This window comes from Ideonella sp. FW305-24 (assembly GCF_058788035.1).
This window is the reverse complement of sequence record NZ_JBYTAI010000007.1, coordinates 15,666-33,662: the sequence shown is the minus strand read 5'-3', so window position 1 is coordinate 33,662 and position 17,997 is coordinate 15,666. Positions and strand designations below refer to the sequence as shown.

At 68.6% G+C, this 17,997-nt stretch carries 17 protein-coding genes; 10 read left to right on the top strand and 7 right to left on the bottom strand.

What is annotated here, in order from left to right:
• Nucleotides 1-72: 72 nt before the first annotated feature.
• Entirely contained in the window at nt 73-3,633 is a 3,561-nt protein-coding gene (locus AC3WR5_RS19215; RefSeq protein ID WP_492486358.1) for an indolepyruvate ferredoxin oxidoreductase family protein, read from the bottom strand.
• Nucleotides 3,634-3,935: 302 nt separating this feature from the next.
• Here AC3WR5_RS19215 and AC3WR5_RS19210 point away from each other — a divergent pair, with 302 nt between their 5' ends.
• Genes AC3WR5_RS19210 through AC3WR5_RS19200 form a run of 3 tightly spaced genes read left to right on the top strand, consistent with a single transcriptional unit; the run spans nt 3,936 to nt 5,750 of the window.
• Nucleotides 3,936-4,436, top strand: coding sequence for an Lrp/AsnC family transcriptional regulator (locus AC3WR5_RS19210; protein WP_492486796.1), 501 nt, complete (start codon nt 3,936-3,938; stop codon nt 4,434-4,436).
• The gene (locus tag AC3WR5_RS19205) at nt 4,436-5,146 is read left to right on the top strand and encodes a hypothetical protein (protein WP_492486356.1); all 711 of its coding nucleotides are present in this window, start codon (nt 4,436-4,438) and stop codon (nt 5,144-5,146) included. Before AC3WR5_RS19210 ends, AC3WR5_RS19205 begins: the two co-directional genes overlap by 1 nt.
• A 34-nt stretch (nt 5,147-5,180) precedes the next feature.
• Nucleotides 5,181-5,750, top strand: a complete 570-nt coding sequence (locus tag AC3WR5_RS19200; protein WP_492486354.1) for a transglycosylase domain-containing protein — start codon at nt 5,181-5,183, stop codon at nt 5,748-5,750.
• A 25-nt stretch (nt 5,751-5,775) separates the two neighbouring features.
• On the opposite strand, the gene AC3WR5_RS19195 is transcribed toward AC3WR5_RS19200, so the two are convergent.
• Complete coding sequence (locus AC3WR5_RS19195; protein WP_492486352.1) at nt 5,776-6,915, bottom strand: ABC transporter substrate-binding protein; 1,140 nt, start codon at nt 6,913-6,915, stop codon at nt 5,776-5,778.
• 243 nt (nt 6,916-7,158) lie between these two features.
• On the opposite strand from AC3WR5_RS19195, the gene AC3WR5_RS19190 reads away from it, so the two are divergent.
• The gene (locus AC3WR5_RS19190) at nt 7,159-7,428 is read left to right on the top strand and encodes a BrnT family toxin (protein ID WP_492486350.1); all 270 of its coding nucleotides are present in this window, start codon (nt 7,159-7,161) and stop codon (nt 7,426-7,428) included.
• Nucleotides 7,429-7,435: 7 nt separating this feature from the next.
• Complete coding sequence (locus tag AC3WR5_RS19185) at nt 7,436-7,708, top strand: BrnA antitoxin family protein (RefSeq protein WP_492486348.1); 273 nt, start codon at nt 7,436-7,438, stop codon at nt 7,706-7,708.
• On the opposite strand, the gene mltA is transcribed toward AC3WR5_RS19185, so the two are convergent.
• The gene (gene mltA, locus AC3WR5_RS19180) at nt 7,709-8,899 is read right to left on the bottom strand and encodes a murein transglycosylase A (RefSeq protein ID WP_492486347.1); all 1,191 of its coding nucleotides are present in this window, start codon (nt 8,897-8,899) and stop codon (nt 7,709-7,711) included.
• Here mltA and AC3WR5_RS19175 point away from each other — a divergent pair.
• On the top strand, nt 8,898-9,020 hold the full coding sequence (locus AC3WR5_RS19175) for a hypothetical protein (protein ID WP_259372452.1): 123 nt from the start codon (nt 8,898-8,900) through the stop codon (nt 9,018-9,020). The genes mltA and AC3WR5_RS19175 overlap by 2 nt on opposite strands.
• Nucleotides 9,021-9,028: 8 nt before the next feature.
• On the opposite strand, the gene AC3WR5_RS19170 is transcribed toward AC3WR5_RS19175, so the two are convergent.
• Both AC3WR5_RS19170 and apaG read right to left on the bottom strand, forming a co-directional pair.
• On the bottom strand, nt 9,029-11,137 hold the full coding sequence (locus tag AC3WR5_RS19170; RefSeq protein WP_492486346.1) for a site-specific recombinase: 2,109 nt from the start codon (nt 11,135-11,137) through the stop codon (nt 9,029-9,031).
• Nucleotides 11,137-11,511, bottom strand: a complete 375-nt coding sequence (gene apaG / locus AC3WR5_RS19165; protein ID WP_141291860.1) for a Co2+/Mg2+ efflux protein ApaG — start codon at nt 11,509-11,511, stop codon at nt 11,137-11,139. The genes AC3WR5_RS19170 and apaG overlap by 1 nt, the downstream gene beginning before the upstream one ends.
• Nucleotides 11,512-11,598: 87 nt before the next feature.
• On the opposite strand from apaG, the gene rpe reads away from it, so the two are divergent.
• On the top strand, nt 11,599-12,285 hold the full coding sequence (rpe, locus tag AC3WR5_RS19160; protein ID WP_141291861.1) for a ribulose-phosphate 3-epimerase: 687 nt from the start codon (nt 11,599-11,601) through the stop codon (nt 12,283-12,285).
• A 4-nt stretch (nt 12,286-12,289) separates the two neighbouring features.
• Here rpe and AC3WR5_RS19155 read toward each other — a convergent pair whose 3' ends face one another.
• A complete protein-coding gene (locus tag AC3WR5_RS19155; RefSeq protein WP_492486344.1) occupies nt 12,290-13,249 on the bottom strand; it encodes a DMT family transporter in 960 nt (319 codons plus the stop codon).
• 137 nt (nt 13,250-13,386) lie between these two features.
• On the opposite strand from AC3WR5_RS19155, the gene AC3WR5_RS19150 reads away from it, so the two are divergent.
• Both AC3WR5_RS19150 and gph read left to right on the top strand, forming a co-directional pair.
• Nucleotides 13,387-14,262 (top strand): LysR family transcriptional regulator, encoded by an 876-nt coding sequence (locus AC3WR5_RS19150; protein ID WP_231010045.1) that lies wholly within the window; start codon nt 13,387-13,389, stop codon nt 14,260-14,262.
• A 37-nt stretch (nt 14,263-14,299) separates the two neighbouring features.
• Nucleotides 14,300-14,968 (top strand): phosphoglycolate phosphatase, encoded by a 669-nt coding sequence (gene gph / locus AC3WR5_RS19145; RefSeq protein ID WP_492486342.1) that lies wholly within the window; start codon nt 14,300-14,302, stop codon nt 14,966-14,968.
• 11 nt (nt 14,969-14,979) lie between these two features.
• Here gph and AC3WR5_RS19140 read toward each other — a convergent pair whose 3' ends face one another.
• Entirely contained in the window at nt 14,980-15,867 is an 888-nt protein-coding gene (locus AC3WR5_RS19140) for an energy transducer TonB (RefSeq protein ID WP_492486341.1), read from the bottom strand.
• 635 nt (nt 15,868-16,502) lie between these two features.
• Here AC3WR5_RS19140 and trpE point away from each other — a divergent pair.
• Nucleotides 16,503-17,978 carry an anthranilate synthase component I gene (gene trpE, locus AC3WR5_RS19135; protein WP_141287432.1) on the top strand — a complete coding sequence of 492 codons (1,476 nt, stop codon included), beginning with the start codon at nt 16,503-16,505 and terminating at the stop codon, nt 17,976-17,978.
• The last annotated feature ends 19 nt before the right edge of the window (nt 17,979-17,997 follow it).

The following is a 17,997-nucleotide window of genomic DNA, read 5'->3' as shown; positions in this document are numbered from 1 at the left end:
CGATCATGCCTCGACCGATTCGACATCGGCGGCTCGGGATCAACCCTGAAGCCACCGCCGCCGGTCCCTTGCTCAGGCCGCCTTCGCCAACCCGCCCTGGCGCCAGCGCGCCATCAGCTCATCCCACTTCTTGCGCGCCGCCGCCAGGTGCTTCGCCTTGACATGCCCGTAGCCGCGGATGTCCTCCGGGATGCGGGCGATCTCGATGGCGCTGGGCAGCGTCTGCGCATTCAGGCTGCGCAGCAGTTCTTCGATGCACTCACGGTATTCGCCGATCAGCGCGCGTTCGGTGCGGCGCTCTTCGGTGTGGCCGAAGGGGTCGAAGGCGGTGCCGCGCAGGGACTTCAGGTGGCGCAGGGCGCCGAAGGCCTTGCGGACCCATGGCCCGAAGCGTTGCTTGATGAGTTCGCCGTGGTCGTTCTTCTTGGAGAACAGCGGCGGTGCGAGGTGGTGCACCAGCTTCACGTCGCCTTCGAACATCGTGGCGATCTTGTTGGTGAAGGCTGCGTCGGTGTGCAGGCGGGCGACTTCGTATTCGTCCTTGTAGGCCATCAGCTTGAACAGGTAGCGGGCCACGGCTTCGGTCAGGCGCGTGCTGTTCAACGGCGCTTCGGCCTGGCGCACGTGGTCCACGAACGCGCTGTACTGCGCGGCGTAGGCCTCGTTCTGGTAGGCGCTGAGGAACTCCACGCGGCGCTTGACCAGCTCTTCCACTGAAGGCTTCTTGACGAACTGGATGACCTGCGCGGCGGTGTACAGCGACTGCACTTCGGCCAGGTCGTGCGCGCAGCGGCGGCCCCATTCGAAGGCGGCCTTGTTGTTGGGGATCTGCACGCCGTTGAGTTCCATCGCGCGCATCAGCGAAGCGTGCGTGAGCGGAATTCGGCCCTTTTGCCAGGCGTAGCCCAGCATCAGCGGGTTGGTGTAGATCGAGTCGCCCAGCAGCTTGACCGAGACTTCCTCGGCGTCGAACGAGGCGAAGTTCGCCGGGTCCACCGCGCCGGCCACGGCCGCTTCGCACTCGCCGGCCGGGAAGGTCCATTCGGTGTCGGTGACGAAGCTGGCGGTCGGCGTGCGGTGGTTGTTCATTGCCACGAAGCTGCGCTGCGGGTGCAGCACGCTCAGCGTCGTCTTGCTGGCGGTGACGATGGCGTCGCAGCCGATCACCAGGTCCGCCTTGGCCGTGTCGACCTTGGTGGTGTGGATGGCTTCGGCCGTCTGCGCGATCTGCACATGGCTCCAGGTCGCGCCACCCTTTTGCGCCAGGCCGGCCGCGTCCTGCGTGATCACGCCCTTGCCTTCGATGTGGGCCGCCATGCCCAGCAACTGGCCGATGGTGATCACGCCCGTGCCGCCCACGCCGGCGACGACGATGCCCCAGGCGGTTTCAGCCAGCGGCAGCGTCGGCTCGGGCAGCGGCGGCAGGCTGGTGAGGCTGGCGCGCTTGTCGGCCTTGGGCTTCTTCAGCTTGCCGCCTTCCACGGTGACGAAGCTCGGGCAGAAGCCCTTCACGCAGGAGAAGTCCTTGTTGCAGCTGTTCTGGTTGATCTGGCGCTTGCGGCCGAACTCGGTTTCCAGCGGCTCGACCGAGACGCAGTTGCTCTGCACCGAGCAGTCCCCGCAGCCTTCGCAGACCAGCTCGTTGATGACCACGCGCTGCTCCACGTCGGCCATGGTGCCGCGCTTGCGGCGGCGGCGCTTCTCGGTGGCGCAGGTCTGGTCGTAGATGATGGCCGTTGTGCCCTTGATCTCGCGGAACTCGCGCTGGATGCGGTCCAGCTCATCGCGGTGGTGCACCGTCACGCCTTCGGCCAGCGCCACGCCGTCGTACTTCTCCGGCTCGTCCGTCACGATCACCAGCCTGGCCACGCCTTCGGACTTCAGGCTGTTCATGATCTGGATGACGGTGTGGCCCTCGGCGCGCTCGCCCACGCGCTGGCCGCCGGTCATCGCCACCGCATCGTTGTAAAGCACCTTGTAGGTGATGTTCACGCCCGCGGCAATGCTCTGGCGGATCGCCAGCAGGCCTGAGTGGAAGTAGGTGCCGTCGCCCAGGTTGGCGAAGATGTGCTGCTCATTGGTGAACGGCGCCTGGCCGACCCAGGGCACGCCCTCGCCGCCCATCTGGGTAAAGGTCTCTGTATTGCGGCCCGGCATCCAGCTGACCATGTAGTGGCAGCCAATGCCGGCCACCGCGCGCGAGCCTTCGGGCACGCGGGTGCTGGTGTTGTGCGGGCAGCCGGAGCAGAACCAGGGCGTGCGGTCGCCGGTCTTGATCTCCAGCGCGGCCAGCTCGCGCTCCTTGGCGGCAATCGTCTCGATGCGGCGGTCCATGCGCGCTGCGATGTCGTCCGGCACGCCCAATTTTTTAAGGCGCTTGGCAATCGCCTTGGCGATGATGGCCGGCGTCAGGTCCGCCTTGGCGCGCAGCAGCCAATGCTCGCTGGGGTTCGGCCGGCTCCACTCGCCGCCAGAGAGGTCGCCCTCGGCTTCCTCGAACTTGCCGATCACGTTCGGCCGCACGTCGCCGCGCCAGTTGTAGAGCTCTTCCTTCAGCTGGTATTCGATGACCTGGCGCTTTTCCTCGACGACCAGGATCTCCTGCAGCCCCTGCGCGAAGTCTCGCGTGATGGTGGCCTCCAGCGGCCACACCACGTTGACCTTGTGCACGCGAATGCCCAGCGCGCGGCAGGTGTCGTCGTCCAGCCCCAGGTCGGACAGCGCCTGGCGCATGTCGTTGTAGGCCTTGCCGGAGGCGACGATGCCGAAGCGGTCGTGCGGCGTGGCCACTACGTTGTAGTTCAGCTTGTTGGCCCGCACGTAGGCCAGCGCCGCGTACCACTTGTAATCCATCAGCCGCGCTTCCTGCTCCAGCGGGGCGTCCGGCCAGCGGATGTGCAGGCCACCGGGCGGCATCTGGAAGTCTTCGGGCAGGAGGATCTTCACGCGGTCCGGCGACACGTCCACCGTGCCGGCGGACTCGACCACTTCCTGGATGGTCTTCATGCCGGTCCACACACCGGAGAAGCGGCTCATCGCAAACGCATGCAGCCCCATGTCCAGGATCTCCTGCACGCTGCTGGGGAAGAAGGTCGGGAAGCCGCAGGCCTTGAAGACGTGATCGCTCTGGTGCGGCGCGGTCGAGCTCTTGCTGACGTGGTCGTCCGCTGCGATGGCGATCACGCCGCCGTGCTTGGAGGTGCCGGCCATGTTGGCGTGCTTGAACACGTCCAGGCTGCGGTCCACGCCCGGGCCCTTGCCGTACCAGAGGCCGAACACGCCGTCGTACTTGGCCTTCTCGGGGAACAGGTCCAGCTGCTGCGTGCCCCACACCGCGGTGGCGCCCAGTTCCTCGTTCACGCCCGGCTGGAAGACGATGTGCTGCTTCTCCAGGTGCTTCTTGGCGGCCCACAGTGCCTGGTCATAGCCACCCAGCGGCGAGCCGCGGTAGCCGCTGATGAAGCCGGCGGTGTTCAGGCCGGCCAGCGCGTCGCGGGTGCGCTGCAGCATCGGCAGCCGCACGAGGGCCTGCACGCCGCTCATGAAGGCGCGGCCGGTGGGCAGCGCGTACTTGTCCTCCAGCGAGACCGATTCCAGGGCCTTGCGAATCGAGTCGGGTAGCGGGGCGTTCATGCTGCGTGTCTCCTGGGCCGGCGGGTCCGGTGGCTTGAGCGGTGGCTGGGCGCGCGGGTGGCTTGTGGCCAGGCGCGCCGCAGCCTCGGGCGGTGCCGTCAGTGTAGGAAGAAGCGTGCGAGAAGTGCTTTCTTTCGATTGCCATGTCGTGCGCCATCACGCAACAATCTTTCGCCATGAGTGTCAAAGAAGAATCCAGATTTCCCAAAACCCGGATTCAAGGGAAAACCCTTGAGAAGGCCGCCGTGCCGGACGAGGCCGCGGCAGACGAGCGCGCCGCGCCCGTCACGCTGCCGCAAGGCCTGGCCGCGCTGGACCGCTACGACGTGCTGCTGCTGGGCGAACTGCAGCGCGACGCGCGCCAGTCCAACGCCGAACTGGCCGCCGCCATCGGCCTGTCCGCCGCGCCCACCTGGCGCCGCGTGAGACGGCTGGAGCAGATCGGCGTGATCACCGGTTACCGCGCCGAGATCGACCGCCGCCGCATCGGCCTGGGCGTGCTGGCCTTTGTGCGGGTGGACACCGAGCGCGACAACGCCGAGTCCATGCGCTCGCTCGAAGCCGCCATCCGCGAGTTGCCCGAAGTCATCGCCTGCCACTACATCAGCGGCGCCGGCACCTTCGAGCTGCAGGTGCTGGTGACCGACCTGGACGCCTACTCCCGCTGGACCATGGAGACGCTGTTCAAGCTGCCCAACGTGAAGGACCTGCACACCAGCTTCTCGCTGGGCGAAATCAAGTCCAGCGCCGCGCTGCCACTGGGCCACCTGATGCCCGGCGACGGTCGGCGCGGGAGCAACTGATGCATCGCACCTTCGTTGCGGCCGGGCTGCTCCTGCTGGTGGCCGGCGCCCAGGCTGCCGACACGCTGCCCGCCGTCAACCTGGTGCTGCAGTTCCGCCTGCAAGCCATCGCCACGTCACCGCAAGGCGGCAGCCGCGATGTGGTCGTCTCCACCAGCCGCCCTGCTGCCACCGGCAACGGCGGCTGGGTCGTCAGCAGCAACCCCGCCGCACAGCAGCCCGCCGGCCCGGCGCTGCCGCTCATGCAGGTCCGCAACGGCGGCCAGTCCGAAGTCGCGCTGACCCAATGGCGGCTGGCCCCGCAGACCCGCTGGTACGTCACCGCCGGCGCGCCGGGCAGTGCTGCCAGCGGTGAGGGTCAGGCCAACGCCAATCCATCCATGGGCCTTTCTGGCGGCGAAGAACCCCTCGCCGAAGCCACCCGCCTCTGGGTTGCCCCCACCTGGCCCGGCGGCAGCGCCCCCGTCCGCGTGCAATACCGCGTCGAATGGCCGTCCGCCGCGGGCCAGGGCGCCCGCCCAGCGGATGCGGCCTGGATGTCCGGCGAAGTGCTGGCGGCGATGGGGCAGTGGGTGATGTTGGGGCGGCTGGCAGGGCCGGGGGGCACGGCACCGAATGGGCCGGACAATCCGGGCACAAGGACTTGGCGCAGCGGGGACGCGGCGGCGTTCACGGCGCAGCAGTTGGAAGTCCGGGTGTTGACGCGGTGATCCGATGCCGCACCCATTTCTCATGAGGAACGAGGTGCTGAGACGCGTTCTGAAAGCCCTGGCATGGCTGCTGGCTGTCCTGCTGTTGGCGCCTGTCATTGCGTTTGCGGCCTACGACCTCATCGAGTTCCAGCCGCATCGGGCCGAGATCCAGCGCTTGATCGATGAGGCCGCACCGGCAGAGAAGTCTCCACCTGCCGTGCTGAGGCAGGTGGTGCACGCGGCGCACCCGGACGCGACAAGCAGCTTGAGTTGGTCGGCTGTGCGGCTGTTGAGGGTCAGGCTTGATTTCGCATCGGACACACGGACGCTGCATCGCCAGATGAAGGAGACGCTGTGGTGGGCACTGGTCACGCTGCACTGCTCCGAGCAAGAGCAGTCCACGCTGTACTTGTCACTTTCCTACATGGGCAACGACACCTACGGCTTCAGCAAGGCCGCGCCTGCGTTGGTTGGCGTGCCGCTGGCCGATGTGTCGCTGGAGCAGGCGGCCCGCTTGGTTGCCGTCACGCGCGCGCCGAGTTCCTATCTCCGCAACCCGGAACGCTGGGCGCGAGCCAGCGAGGTGCTGCTGGCTCGTGCCAAGGCGCTGCCGCCTCAGTAACGCAGTAGGCGAGTGCCTCGGTGCTTCACCGCACCAACTTCCCATCCGTCCCCAACATCGCAAAGTCCACATAGGCCGAGCCGGTGCGGCCCTTCTGGCTGAAGTTCAGCGTGAAGTTGCCCACGTCCATGCCTTCGGGGACGCTGAGGGCTTCGCTGACAGCGTCTGGCGCGAGGCGGGCTGCGCGCTTCAGGGCGGCGACCACGGCCTTGGCGGCGATGAAACCTTCGAGTGAGCGGGTCGAGAGGTTCGGGTCCTTGGACTCGGCGCTGAGCGCCAGGTATTCGCGCACCACGGCGCGCTTGTTGTCGGCCGGCAGCGGCAGCACGGTGGTGAAGGCGTAGCCGCGTGCAGCGATGGCGCCGATCTTCTTCAGCATCAGGTCGGGGTCGATGATGGACATGCCGTACAACTGCGCCGTGCCGCCGGCCGCGCGGTAGCGGGTGACGAAGTCGATCGCCGCGGCGGTGGTCGCGCCGAGGAAAATCGCCTGCGGCTTGGCGGCCAGCATGCGGGTGACGGCGGCCGAGGTGTCCGTCGTGTTGCGGGCGTAGGAGGCTGTGTCCACCAGCGTCACGGTGCGGCGCTGGGCGGCTGCGTTGGCGCCGGCGAGCACGTCCTGGCCCAGGCCGTCGTCCTGGTAGACCAGGCCGACGCGGTTCAGGCCGAGGTTCGTCAGGTTCTCGAACAGGCGGTCCACTTCATCGTGATAGCGCGCCTTGACCACGAACATGCCCTCCGCCCTGGCCACACTGGCCGCCCCGGACACGGCACCCACCATCGGCATGCGGGCCTTGGCCAGCACGCCGTCCTTGGCCAGCGCCTCCAGGTTGGCCGTGCCCACGGTGCCGATCATCGCGACCGGCGATTCGGCGACCATCAACTCCTTGACCAGCCGCACCGTGTCTTCTGGCTTCTGCGCATCGTCGCGGGTCACCAGCTTGACCTTCTGCCCCCGAACGCCACCAGCGGCATTGACCGAGTCGAGGTACAGCTTCGCGCCGGCATGGATCGCCTGCCCTGTCACCGCCTGCGGCCCGCTGAACGGCGCCACTTGGCCGATCACGATGTCGGCCCGCGCCGCAAAACCCAGCATGGCCAGCAGGGCCACCGCCGCCAGGCGAAACCCGCGGAGCAGGACGGGGAAAGAAGGAACGGCAGGCATGCGGCGCTTTCGTGAGGCGGATGATCGAAACGAGCCCCGCCGTTTTGCGGCAGTGCCCGGTCAGGACATGCCGGCTCTCAGCCGGCACGCACGAACAAGCCGGCCTGCTGTCGAAAGAAAGCAGCCAGCCGGGTCCAACCGGCAATCATCGGTAAAAACCCGGGGTGTGCGATGTGGGAAACCGCAACACGACAACCGGGGCCGTCGGTTGACAGCTATCATTTTCGGTAGCTACATTAATTCATGGAAATCGAATTCGATCCAGCCAAGGACGCTGCCAACGTGGCGAAGCATGGTGTGTCCTTGGCGGTGGCAGCGCAGTTGGACTGGGATGCCGGGCTGGTCTGGATCGATGAGCGCTACGAGTACGGCGAGCTGCGCATGGTTGCGCTCGCTCCCGAGACCCAGACGCTCTACTACGTGGCCTTTGTGGACAGAGGCGAAGCGCGCCGGATCATCAGCCTGCGCCGCGCCACCCGCCGAGAGGTGAAGCACTATGTCGAAAATTTCTAAGCGCCCGATGGTGGTAATGCCCACCGTGGAAGAGGACAAGGCCATTGTGACTGCGGCCAAGTCCGACCCCGATGCCCAGCCGCTTACGCCCGAGCAGCTGAAGGCCATGGTGCCGGCAAAGGTTGCTTTGCGCGGCCGGCCCAAGTCCGAGAGCAAGAAGCTGCTGGTGTCGGTGCGCTACAGCCCCGAGGTGGTGGCCTATTTCAAGTCGACCGGTGAAGGCTGGCAGTCCAGGATGGATGGGGTGCTGCGCGACTACGTTGAGCGCCAGCCGCGTTGATCACCCTTTCGGCCACAACACCCACATCTTCAGCCCCTGCTTCATGCGCCCGGCATTGGCCTCGGCTTCGTCGCCCCAGCCCCAGAAGAAGTCGGCGCGGACGGCGCCGGTGATGGCGCTGCCGGTGTCCTGGGCCATGACCAGGCGTTGCAGGGGTTTGGTGGACAAAGGCTCTGTGGTGTCCAGCCACACGGGGGTGCCGTAGGGCACGCTTTGGGGGTCCACGGCGATGGAGCGGCCGGGGGTGAGGGGCACGGCTTGGGCGCCTTTGGGGCCGAGGCTGGGGTCCAGCAGCGGCTCTTCGCGGAAGAAGACGTAGCGCGGGTTCTGCCAGAGCATTTCCTGCACGCGGCGCGGGTTGCGGCGGGCCCAGTCCTTGATGCCGGGCCAGGAGGCTTGGGCGGGTGTGAGCTCGCCCTGGTCGATCAGCCAGCGGCCGATGGACTTGTAGGGCTGTTCGTTGTGGCCGGCGAAGGCCAGGCGGATCAGGCGCTGGCCGCCGTCGGACTCGGTGATCTGCAGCCGGCCGGAGCCCTGGATCTGCAGGATCAGCGCGTCCAGCGGGTCTTCGACCCAGGCGATCTCGCGGCCTTGCAGTGCGCTGCGGGCGGCCGGCAGCGTGTCGAGCTGCTGGCGGGTCCAGTAGGGCTTCTTGGCGACCAGGTCGGCCGGCGGGCCGTAGAGAGGCACCTTGCGGTTCCAGGTGGGCTTGCGGCTGGCGGGGATCTCGGGCTCGAAGTAGCCGGTGAGCAGGCCGGCAGGGTCGCCGTCCAGCGACTCGACGCGGTAGACCTGCAGCTTGCTTTCGGCCCACAGGCGCAGCAGCAGGCCGTCTGGCAGGCCGCTGGTCTGGCGGACTTCGGTGCACAGCGTGGCCCAGGCGGTGGGCGGGTTCTGGCAGCCTTGGCGCATCGCGGGCCACCAGTCGCTGAGCTGCTCGTCCTGCCAGCCGGGCAGTTCGTTGAACGAGGCCGGCACCCAGCGCGAGCGATTGCGCTCGACCGTGCCGGCGGGCGGCGGCATGTGGAGGACCGGCGGGGTGGGCGCGGTGGTGGGCTGGCCGGGCGAAGCCGAGCCGGGCGGGCCTGGCTGTGTGACGGCGCAACTGGCCAGCAGCATGGTGGCGGCCAGGCCCAGCGCACACAATGGGCCTTCAGCGAAGATTCTTCTCAACAAACGCGGAGACAGCATGGGGTGGTTGGTGCTGGAGGCCTTGGGCGCCGGAGCGGTGCTGGTCTTTGTGATCTGGTGGACGATGTTCTCGGGCCGGCGTGGCGGTGAGCGGGACCGCTCGGAGGACGACCAGGCCTGAGTCTGTCCTCAGCCCGGTGGCTTCGAAGGCTTGAAAAAGCTGCCTGGCGCCTCGCGCCAGCGCTGGCGCAAGGCCGCGTAGATGCGGCCGCGGTCGCGCAGCTTCAGGCCTTGCGAGACCATGGCCAGCCGGAAGGCCAGCGCGAAGCTCACGCCCAGGTTCAGCAGGCCGGTGATGGGGATGCCGGCGATGCACCACCAGAAACCCGGCTCGTTGAGCAGCGGCCAGCCCAGCGTGCCCAGCGCGGCGAAGATCTGTCCGGTGGACAGCGTGACGTGGCGCACCTCGATCGGCAGGCCGAAGATGCCGGCCAGCGCCGGCACCAGGCCCAGCATCATGCCCAGCGAGACATTGGCGGTGACGCCGGCAATGTTGTCGCGCCACCAGCGTGACCAGCGCAGCGCGCGGGCGGCACCCAGGCGCTGGATGAAGCGCGGGTTCCAGGCAATGGCGCTGTCCAGCCGGTGGAAGACGAACCAGTTCTCGGCCCAGCCGGCGATCAGGCTGGAGGCGAACAGCAGCACGCCGGTGAATGCGGCGTACAGCGCGGTCGGCCCGAGCAGCGAGGTGCTGTGCAGCGCGTAGTGGGCCTGGGCCTGGCCGATCAACGGCGCGCCGAAGGTCAGCCACGAGAGGATCTGCAGCCCCAGCACCACTGGCGCCACGGCGCTCAGGTTGCCGACGATGCCGGCGAATTGCGAGCGCAGCAGGTGGGCCACTTCGTCGACGAAGCGCTGCAGCGCCGCGTCGCTGGACGAGATGCCCTCGAGCCGGCGCGCCAGGCTGGGGGCGGTCATGGCCGGCTGCTTGGTGGCGACGGTCCAGTGCAGCAGGTAGATCACGACGAAGCTGATCGCGTAGTTGGCGCCGGCGCTGAAGCCGGCCCAGAAGGCCGGCAGGGCCAGCGCGGTGAGCACGAACTTGACCATGGTGGTCAGGCCGATCACCGCGCCGCCGCCAGCGGCCATGCGCAGCATGTCGCGGTATTCGGCGCTGTCGCGGGTGATGTAGTGCTCGCCGGTGTCGGCGCTGCGCTCGGTCACCTTGCGCGCCAGCAGCGCGTAGTGGCGCGTGAACAGCTTGCCGATGCCGCGCCGCTCGATGCCGGCGCGCACCAGCTCGGCCAGCAGCCGGCGCAGGTCGGGCGCCGGGTCGCTGCCCATCAGGCAGGCCAGCAGCGCTTCCATGCGCTCGGCCCGGCCGCGCAGCTGGTTGATCTGGAACACCAGGTCGACCGAGATGCCGTAGTCGTCCAGGTGGCCGCGCACGCTGTCTGCCGCGGTCAGGCAGGCGGCCAGCACCGCGCGCAGGTAGTGCGCCTGCTGGGCCAGCGCCTGCATCGCTTGCGCGTTGTCGGCGTCGTGCTGGAGCTCGCGCAGCGAGGCGCGCAGGCCTTCCGCGGCCTGCACCACCTGGTGGAACGGGCGGTCGGTGCGCAGGGCCGGGTCCATGCGCTGGCGCATCTCGGCCGACAGGCCGCTGGCGCGGAACTGGCTCGCCAGCAGCTGGATGGACTCGACCATCACCGCGCGCCAGGGGCGGGCGTCAGCGTCCGGCACGAACAGCGCCAGCGTGCGGTGCAGCGTCTGGTTGTCGATGGCCTCGATCCAGGCCGTCTCGGCCTCGTCGTCCTCGAACAGCAGCAGGAACAGCTCGCCCAGGTCCTGGGTCTGCGGCGTGCCGGGCAGCGTGGCCAGGCGCAGCCGCTCGGCCAATTCGCTGAAGAAGCCCTGGCGCGGCGAGAAGCCGAAGTCGGCCAGCAGGCCAGTGGCGTCCAGCCCGGCCATCGAGCGCTGCAGCAATACGCTGATGCGCTCGCGGTGCTCGGGGTTGCGGTCCAGCACGTTCAGCAGGTGGCGCAGCCGGCGCAGCGGCCACGGCGTGGGGCTGTTGCCCGGGGCCGCCTGGGGCTGGGGTTCGGCGGCGGGCGGGCTGGCCAACTCGACGGTGGCCGGCACCGGTGCCGGAACGGGGGGCACCACCTCCGCGGCTGGTTCGGCCGGCACGCTGCGCAGCCACTCCAGCAGCCGCACCATCCACAAATGGCGCTCGACCGCCGGGGCGTTGGGGTCGGCTGCATTGAGCAGCGCCGTCAGGTCCCAGCGCTGGCCTGCCATCAGTGCAGGGCCTGCGGCAGCAGCAGCTCGAACTCGGGCACGGGCGTCTCGAACCAGTGTGCGTCCTCGCTGATGCAGAAGAAGGTGCCCTTCATCTGGCCGCGCGGGGTGGCCAGCCGGGTCCAGCTGGTGTACTCGAACTGTTCGCCGGGCTTGAGCACCGGCTGGTGGCCGACGACGGCCAGGCCGCGCACCTGCTCCTCATGGCCGGCGCTGTCGGTGATGATCCAGTGTCTTGCGACGAGCTGGGCGGTCACCGGTCCGGTGTTGCGCACGGTGATGGTGTAGGCGAAGGCATAGACCTGCTCGGAGGAAGAAGACTCTTCGGGCAGGTATTGCGTCACCACCGTGCAGGCGAATTGGGCAGGGGTCATGGGCGAATCCTAGCAAGCCCTCCTAAAATTCGCGGTTTTCCCCGCCAGGCCACGGCTATTTGCCGCCCCCAACCCGCTCGCTCCACCATGTCCAGCAAGACCTTTCGCATCGCGCCCAGCATCCTGTCCGCCGACTTTGCCCGCCTGGGCGAGGAGGTGCGCGCCGTGCTCGCCGCCGGTGCCGACTGGATCCATTTCGACGTGATGGACAACCACTACGTGCCGAACCTGACCTTCGGCCCGATGGTCTGCGAGGCGCTGAAGAAACATGCCGTGAAGCCGGACGGCACGCCCGCGCCGATCGACGTGCACCTGATGGTGCAGCCGGTGGACGCGCTGGCCCAGGCCTTTGCCAAGGCCGGTGCCGACATCATCACCTTCCACCCCGACGCCTCGACCCATGTGGACCGCACGCTGCAGCTGATCAAGGCCGAAGGCTGCCAGGCCGGCCTGGTGTTCAACCCGGCGGCCGGCGTGGAGGTGCTGGAGTGGGTCATCGACAAGGTCGACGTGGTGCTGCTGATGAGCGTGAACCCCGGCTTCGGCGGCCAGAGCTTCATCGAGAACACGCTGAAGAAAGCCGAGCAGGTGCGCAAGATCATCGACGCCTCCGGCCGCGACATCCGCCTGGAGATCGACGGCGGCGTGAAGGTCGACAACATCCGCCGCATCGCCGACGCCGGTGCCGACACCTTCGTCGCCGGCAGCGCGATCTTCGGCAAGCCGGACTACAAGGCGGTGATCGACCAGATGCGTGCCGAGCTGGCGCGTTGAAGTCTTACCGCGCGCAGGCCGCCGCTGGCGCTGTCGGAAGGCGTGAACCGCTGGCCGTCTGACGTTGCGATGCGGTGTGCAGCAGCAGCGCCCCGATCACCATCGCCACGCCCAGCAACTCGCGGCCGTTGGGCACATGCCCCAGCAGCGCGCCCAGCAGCAGGGCCGAGACGGGGACCAGGTTCAGGAAGGCCGTGCCGGTGACGGCGCCCAGCGTCTTCACGCCACGGTTGAAGGCCAGCACGGCCAGCGCCGAGGGCACCAGGCCGATGTAGGCCAGCGGCAGCGCGTGGTCGGCCACAAGGCCCAGCGTGGGCCAACGGCTCCAGCCCAGCAAGCTGCTCAGCACCGCGGCGGCCAGCAGCAGCGGCCAGGCGGCCACGGCTGTCCAGGTGCTGAAGCTCAACACGTCCAGCCGGGCCCAGCGTGCGCTGCCGCGGGTGTAGGTGATCCAGCCCAGCGTGCCGACCCAGGCGGCCAGGTCGCCACGCCAGGTGCTGGCATTCGCGGCTTCGTGGGGCAGGCCGACCCCGGCGACGATGCACACCCCCAGCAGCGCCAGCGCGGTGCCGAACAAGGTGCTGCGCGTGGGCGCCACGCCGTCCCGCCACCAGCGCACCAGCTGGGTGGTGATGGGCATGGTGGCCATGATGACGGCGCCGTGCGAAGGCTGTGAATGCGCCAGGCCCCACAGCACCAGCACGCTGAAAAAGCCGAAGCCGGCCAGACCCATCAGCGCGAAGGGCAGGGCGTCCGCCCGCAGGCTGGCCAGCGGCAGCGGGCCGCGCAGCCGAAGCAGGGCTAGCAGCACCAGCGTGGCGCCGGTGTAGCGCAGCAGCGTGAACCAGGCCGGGTCCAGCTCGCGCAGCAGCGGCTTGCCGACCAGGAACAGGCTGCCCCAAGCGACAGTGGCGAAGATCAGGCTCAGCATGGCCGAGCTGCGGGAGGTCTGGGTGGAGTCCATGAAGGCGTTCCCTCTGCAATCAAAATATGGAGCGCAGTCTGGGCGGGCTTGGCCTGCGCATCCATTTGCATGTTTGGATCGGGTGTTCGGCCAAAGCGAACGGACAGCGCGGCGGCCCGTCCGTACCATCGCTGTCCATGGAGCTCTACCAACTCAAGACCTTTGTCGCGGTGGCCCGCGAGGGCAACCTGACGCGCGCCGCCGAGCGGGTCTTCACCAGCCCGCCGGCCGTCAGCGCGCAGCTCAAGGCGCTGGAGGACGAGCTCGGCGTCAAGCTGTTCGACCGCACGCCGCGTGGCATGACGCTGACCGAGCCTGGCCAGCGCCTGCTGGACGAGGCCGAACGCACGCTGGCCGCCGCCGGCCGCATGCGCAGCGCGGCGGCCCAGCTGCGCGGCGAAGTGCAGGGGATCGTTCGCATGGGGACGGTGAGCGACCCGGTGGCGCTGCGCCTGGGTGACGCGCTGGTGCGGCTGGCCGAGCGGCATCCGCAGGTTTCGCTGCAGCTCAGCCAGGGCTTGTCGGCCGACCTGCTGCTGCAGGTGCAGCGCGGCGAGCTGGAGGCGGCCTACGCGATGACCGACCTGGAGCGCATGGCCGGGCTGGAGATCCAGCGCCTGGGGCAGGTCGAGCTGGTGGTCGGCCTGCCGATGGCGCTGGCCGACGCTGCGCCCAGCCTGCAGGCGCTGGTGGCGCTGCCCTGGGTCGGCACGCCGCCGACCTGCACCTTGCGCCAGCACCAGGAGCGACTGTTCGCCGCGGGCGGTGGCGTCTACCGGCCAGGGGCGATGGCCGACACCGAGGGCTCGGTGCGCAGCATGGTCGCCAGCGGCCTGGGCGCGGGCATCGTGCGGCGCGACCAGGCCGAAGAAGCCCAGCGCCGCGGCGAGCTGGTCATCTGGCCCGGCTGGCAGGCCCGCACCTGGATCTGCTGGGCTTCGCGGCCGGCAGGGCAGGTGGCACCGGCGGTGCAGGCCGTGGGCGCGGTGGTGCAGGAGGTGTGGGGCGCTTGAGCGCGGACAATGCAGGCCCCGACTCTGCTTGCCGAATGTGAACGCCCTGCCCTTGCTCCCCCGCGATTTCGACGCCGCCATCGTGGACCTGGACGGCACGATGGTCGATACCCTGGGGGACTTCGACCTGGCGCTGAACCGCATGCTGGCGGAGCTCGGCCTGCCGGCGGTCGGCCGCCAGTTCATCGAACACACGGTGGGCCAGGGCTCGGAGCATCTGATCCGCTGCACGCTGGCCGAGGTGGGCGCTGCGGCTGAGCTGTATGACGCAGCCTGGGCGGCTTATCAGCGCCACTACGATGCAGTCAACGGCGAGGCGGCAGAGGTGTATGCCGGCGTGGTCGAAGGCCTCGCGGCGATGCGCGCGGCGGGCTGGCGCCTGGCCTGCCTGACCAACAAGCCGGGTGCCTTTGCCAAGCAACTGCTGGCCCGCAAAGGCCTGGCGCCGTTTTTCGAGCTGAGCTTTGGCGGCGACGCGTTCGAGCGCAAGAAGCCGCACCCCTTGCCGCCGCAAAAGACCTGCGAGGCGCTGGGCACCTTGCCTGCGCGCACGCTGATGATTGGCGACTCGCGCAACGACGCGCAGGCCGCGCGTGCGGCGGGTTGCCCGGTGGTGCTGGTGCGCTACGGCTACAACCATGGCGAGCCGGCCGAAAGCGCGGCGCCGGATGCGGTGGTGGACAGCCTGGTCGAACTGCTGCGCTGAGCGAGTGCTCTTCAGCTGTCCAGGTCGAAGCCGAAATTCAGGATCGCGGTGGTCGGGCGGCGGATGGGCTGGAAGCGCATCGCGCGCACCGCTTCCATCGCCGGCTGGTCCAGCCGCGGGTTGCTGCTTTGCACCACATTGGTATCGGTGACCTCGCCGGCGTTGTTCACGTCGATGCGGATCTGAACCGTGCCCTTGCGCAGCCGGCGCATCAGCGAGTCCGGGAACTGCGGTTCACGACCGTTCATGATGACCAGCTGCACGGGGCTCAGGTCTTCGACCGGCGCCGGTGGGGCGGGCGGCTTGGCCACCGGCGGCGCGACGCTGGGCGTGACCAGCGCGACGGCCTGTTCTGCCGGCGCGCTCACCGCTGGCGCAGGCGCCGTGCTTGCCGCGGAGGCGCTGCCAGTGGCGCCGGGGTTGCTGGTGGCCAGTGGCGCGCCGGTGGCGAGCGAGACCGGGCCGTCTCCCAGGGGCGGCGGCGTGCCTGTGCCGGCCTTGGCCTGCGCGGCCACCGGTGCGGCCGCTGCCGCCGTGGCGGGCGGGTGGTTGAGGCCGGCGTCCTTGGCGGTGTCCTTGGCCGGTTCCTTGGTGGCCAAGGCCGGTGCCGCAGTGGCCTGCGGGCGCGGGGGCGCTGGCGGCGGGGCCTTGGCGGTTTCCTTCGCCTGCTCCTTGGCAGGCTCGGCGTGCATCTTGATCCAGTACATCGGCCGCGCGGCTTCGCGCTTGACGCGGTCGCTCATCTCGAAGCCTGGCGGTGGCGCCAGGTCGTCGTCGGCGGGGGCAGATGCCGCCGCAGCGGTTTTGGCAGTGGAGGCCGGTTTGGCCGTCTGGGCAACAGCAGGCAGGCCTGCCAGCAATGCCACCGACAGGCAGGTCACAACGACAGCAGAGTCCATCTTTGTTATTCAGCCAACGGGCCGGCTGCGGAGATCGTCCGCGGCGCAGCGGGTTCAAGAAACGGCCAGGGGTGGGGCCGACAACTCGGGAGGCCGGCAAGCCAGCAGGGTCAGGATAGCCAGATGCCCAGCAGCGCGGCGAAACATTCAGGTTCAGGAAGGGTGCGGGTCTCCGTTCTGACGTTGATCATGACTGGCGCGCCGATGCGAGGCGGTCAGCCTGGGGTGCTCATGAATGCTTTGCGGGCCGCTTTGTGAGCGACTGTGACAAGCAGTGTCGCAAAGCGTTTCGCGGCCTGTCCATGCGGACGGACCCGTGCCTGGCGCCGTTGCGCGCTGCGTTCCAGCCCCGGTTCGCGCCGGGGGCGCTGCTACACTTTGGCCCATGTTCACCTCGCGCAAATGGATGGCGTCGTCTCACGACCGGGGAGCCTGGCCCTGGCGCCGCTCGACCTGAGTCTCGTTTGCCGTTTGCCCGGTCTGCATTTCGCAGCCGGCTCCCTGGGCGGTGCGTGTGCACCGCCTCGCCACCTCGGCCCAATTCTTAGCACGTATCGTTCCAATCATTTGCATTGGGTCAGGTGTGCGCATGCGGTGTTCGCATGCACGAGCTGGGCAGCCAGGAGAACTGATCCGTGATCACCGAACTTGAATTCAAGAGCCTTGCCGCCGAGGGCCACAACCGCATCGCGCTGATTGCCGAAGCCTTTGCCGACCTCGAAACCCCGCTGTCGCTGTACCTGAAACTGGCCGGCGGCCAGGCCAACAGCTTCCTGCTCGAATCCGTCGTCGGCGGCGAGCGTTTCGGGCGCTATTCCTTCATCGGCCTGCCGGCGCGCACGCTGCTGCGTGCCACCGGCCTGCGCACCGAAGTGGTGACGGACGGCGAAGTCATGGAGGTGCACGAAGGCAATCCGCTGGACTTCATCGCCAGCTACCAGCAGCGCTTCAAGCCGGCGCTGCGGCCCGGCCTGCCACGCTTCTGCGGCGGCCTGGCCGGCTACTTCGGCTACGACACGGTGCGCTTCATCGAGAAGAAGCTGGCCGACACCAACAAGCCTGGCGGCCTGGACACGCCCGACATCCTGCTGCTGCAGACCGAAGAGCTGGCGGTCATCGACAACCTCTCGGGCCGGCTCTACCTGATCGTCTGGGCCGACCCGTCCAAGCCCGAGGCTTACTTCAAGGCGAAGAAGCGCCTGGGCGAACTGGCGGACAAGCTGAAATACAGCGTGACCGCGCCACCGGTCAAGCGGGGCCCGAGTTATGCGGTGGAGCGCGAATTCGACAAGGCCGACTACCTGGCCGCGGTGCTGAAGGCCAAGGAGTACATCGCCTCCGGCGACATGATGCAGGTGCAGATCGGCCAGCGCCTGAAGAAGCGCTACACCGAGAGCCCGCTGAGCCTGTATCGTGCGCTGCGTTCGCTGAACCCGTCCCCGTACATGTATTTCTATGACATGGGCGACTTCCAGATCGTCGGCGCGTCACCGGAAATCCTGGTGCGCCACGAGCACAGCGAGCAGGGCGAGAAGATCGTGATCCGCCCGATTGCCGGCACCCGCCCGCGCGGCGCCACGCCCGAGCTGGACCAGGCGCTGGAGACCGAGCTGGTCAACGACCCGAAGGAGCGCGCCGAGCACGTGATGCTGATCGACCTGGCGCGCAACGACATCGGCCGCATCGCCAAGACCGGCTCGGTCAAGGTGACCGAGGCCTTTGTGGTCGAGCGCTATTCGCATGTGATGCACCTGGTCAGCCACGTCGAGGGCCTGCTGAAGGACGGCATGAGCAACCTGGACGTGCTGCGCGCCAGCTTCCCCGCAGGCACGCTGACCGGGGCGCCGAAGATCCGCGCGATGGAGATCATCGACGAGCTGGAGCCGGTCAAGCGCGGCATCTACGGCGGCGCCTGCGGCTACCTGAGCTTTGCCGGCGACATGGACGTGGCCATCGCGATCCGCACCGGCATCGTCCAGCGCAACACGCTGTACGTGCAGGCTGCCGCCGGCGTGGTGGCCGATTCGGTGCCCGAGATGGAATGGCAGGAAACCGAGGCCAAGGCGCGCGCGCTGATCCGCGCCGCCGAACTGGTCGAAGAAGGGTTCTGACGGCCCCCGGCCCGCCGCT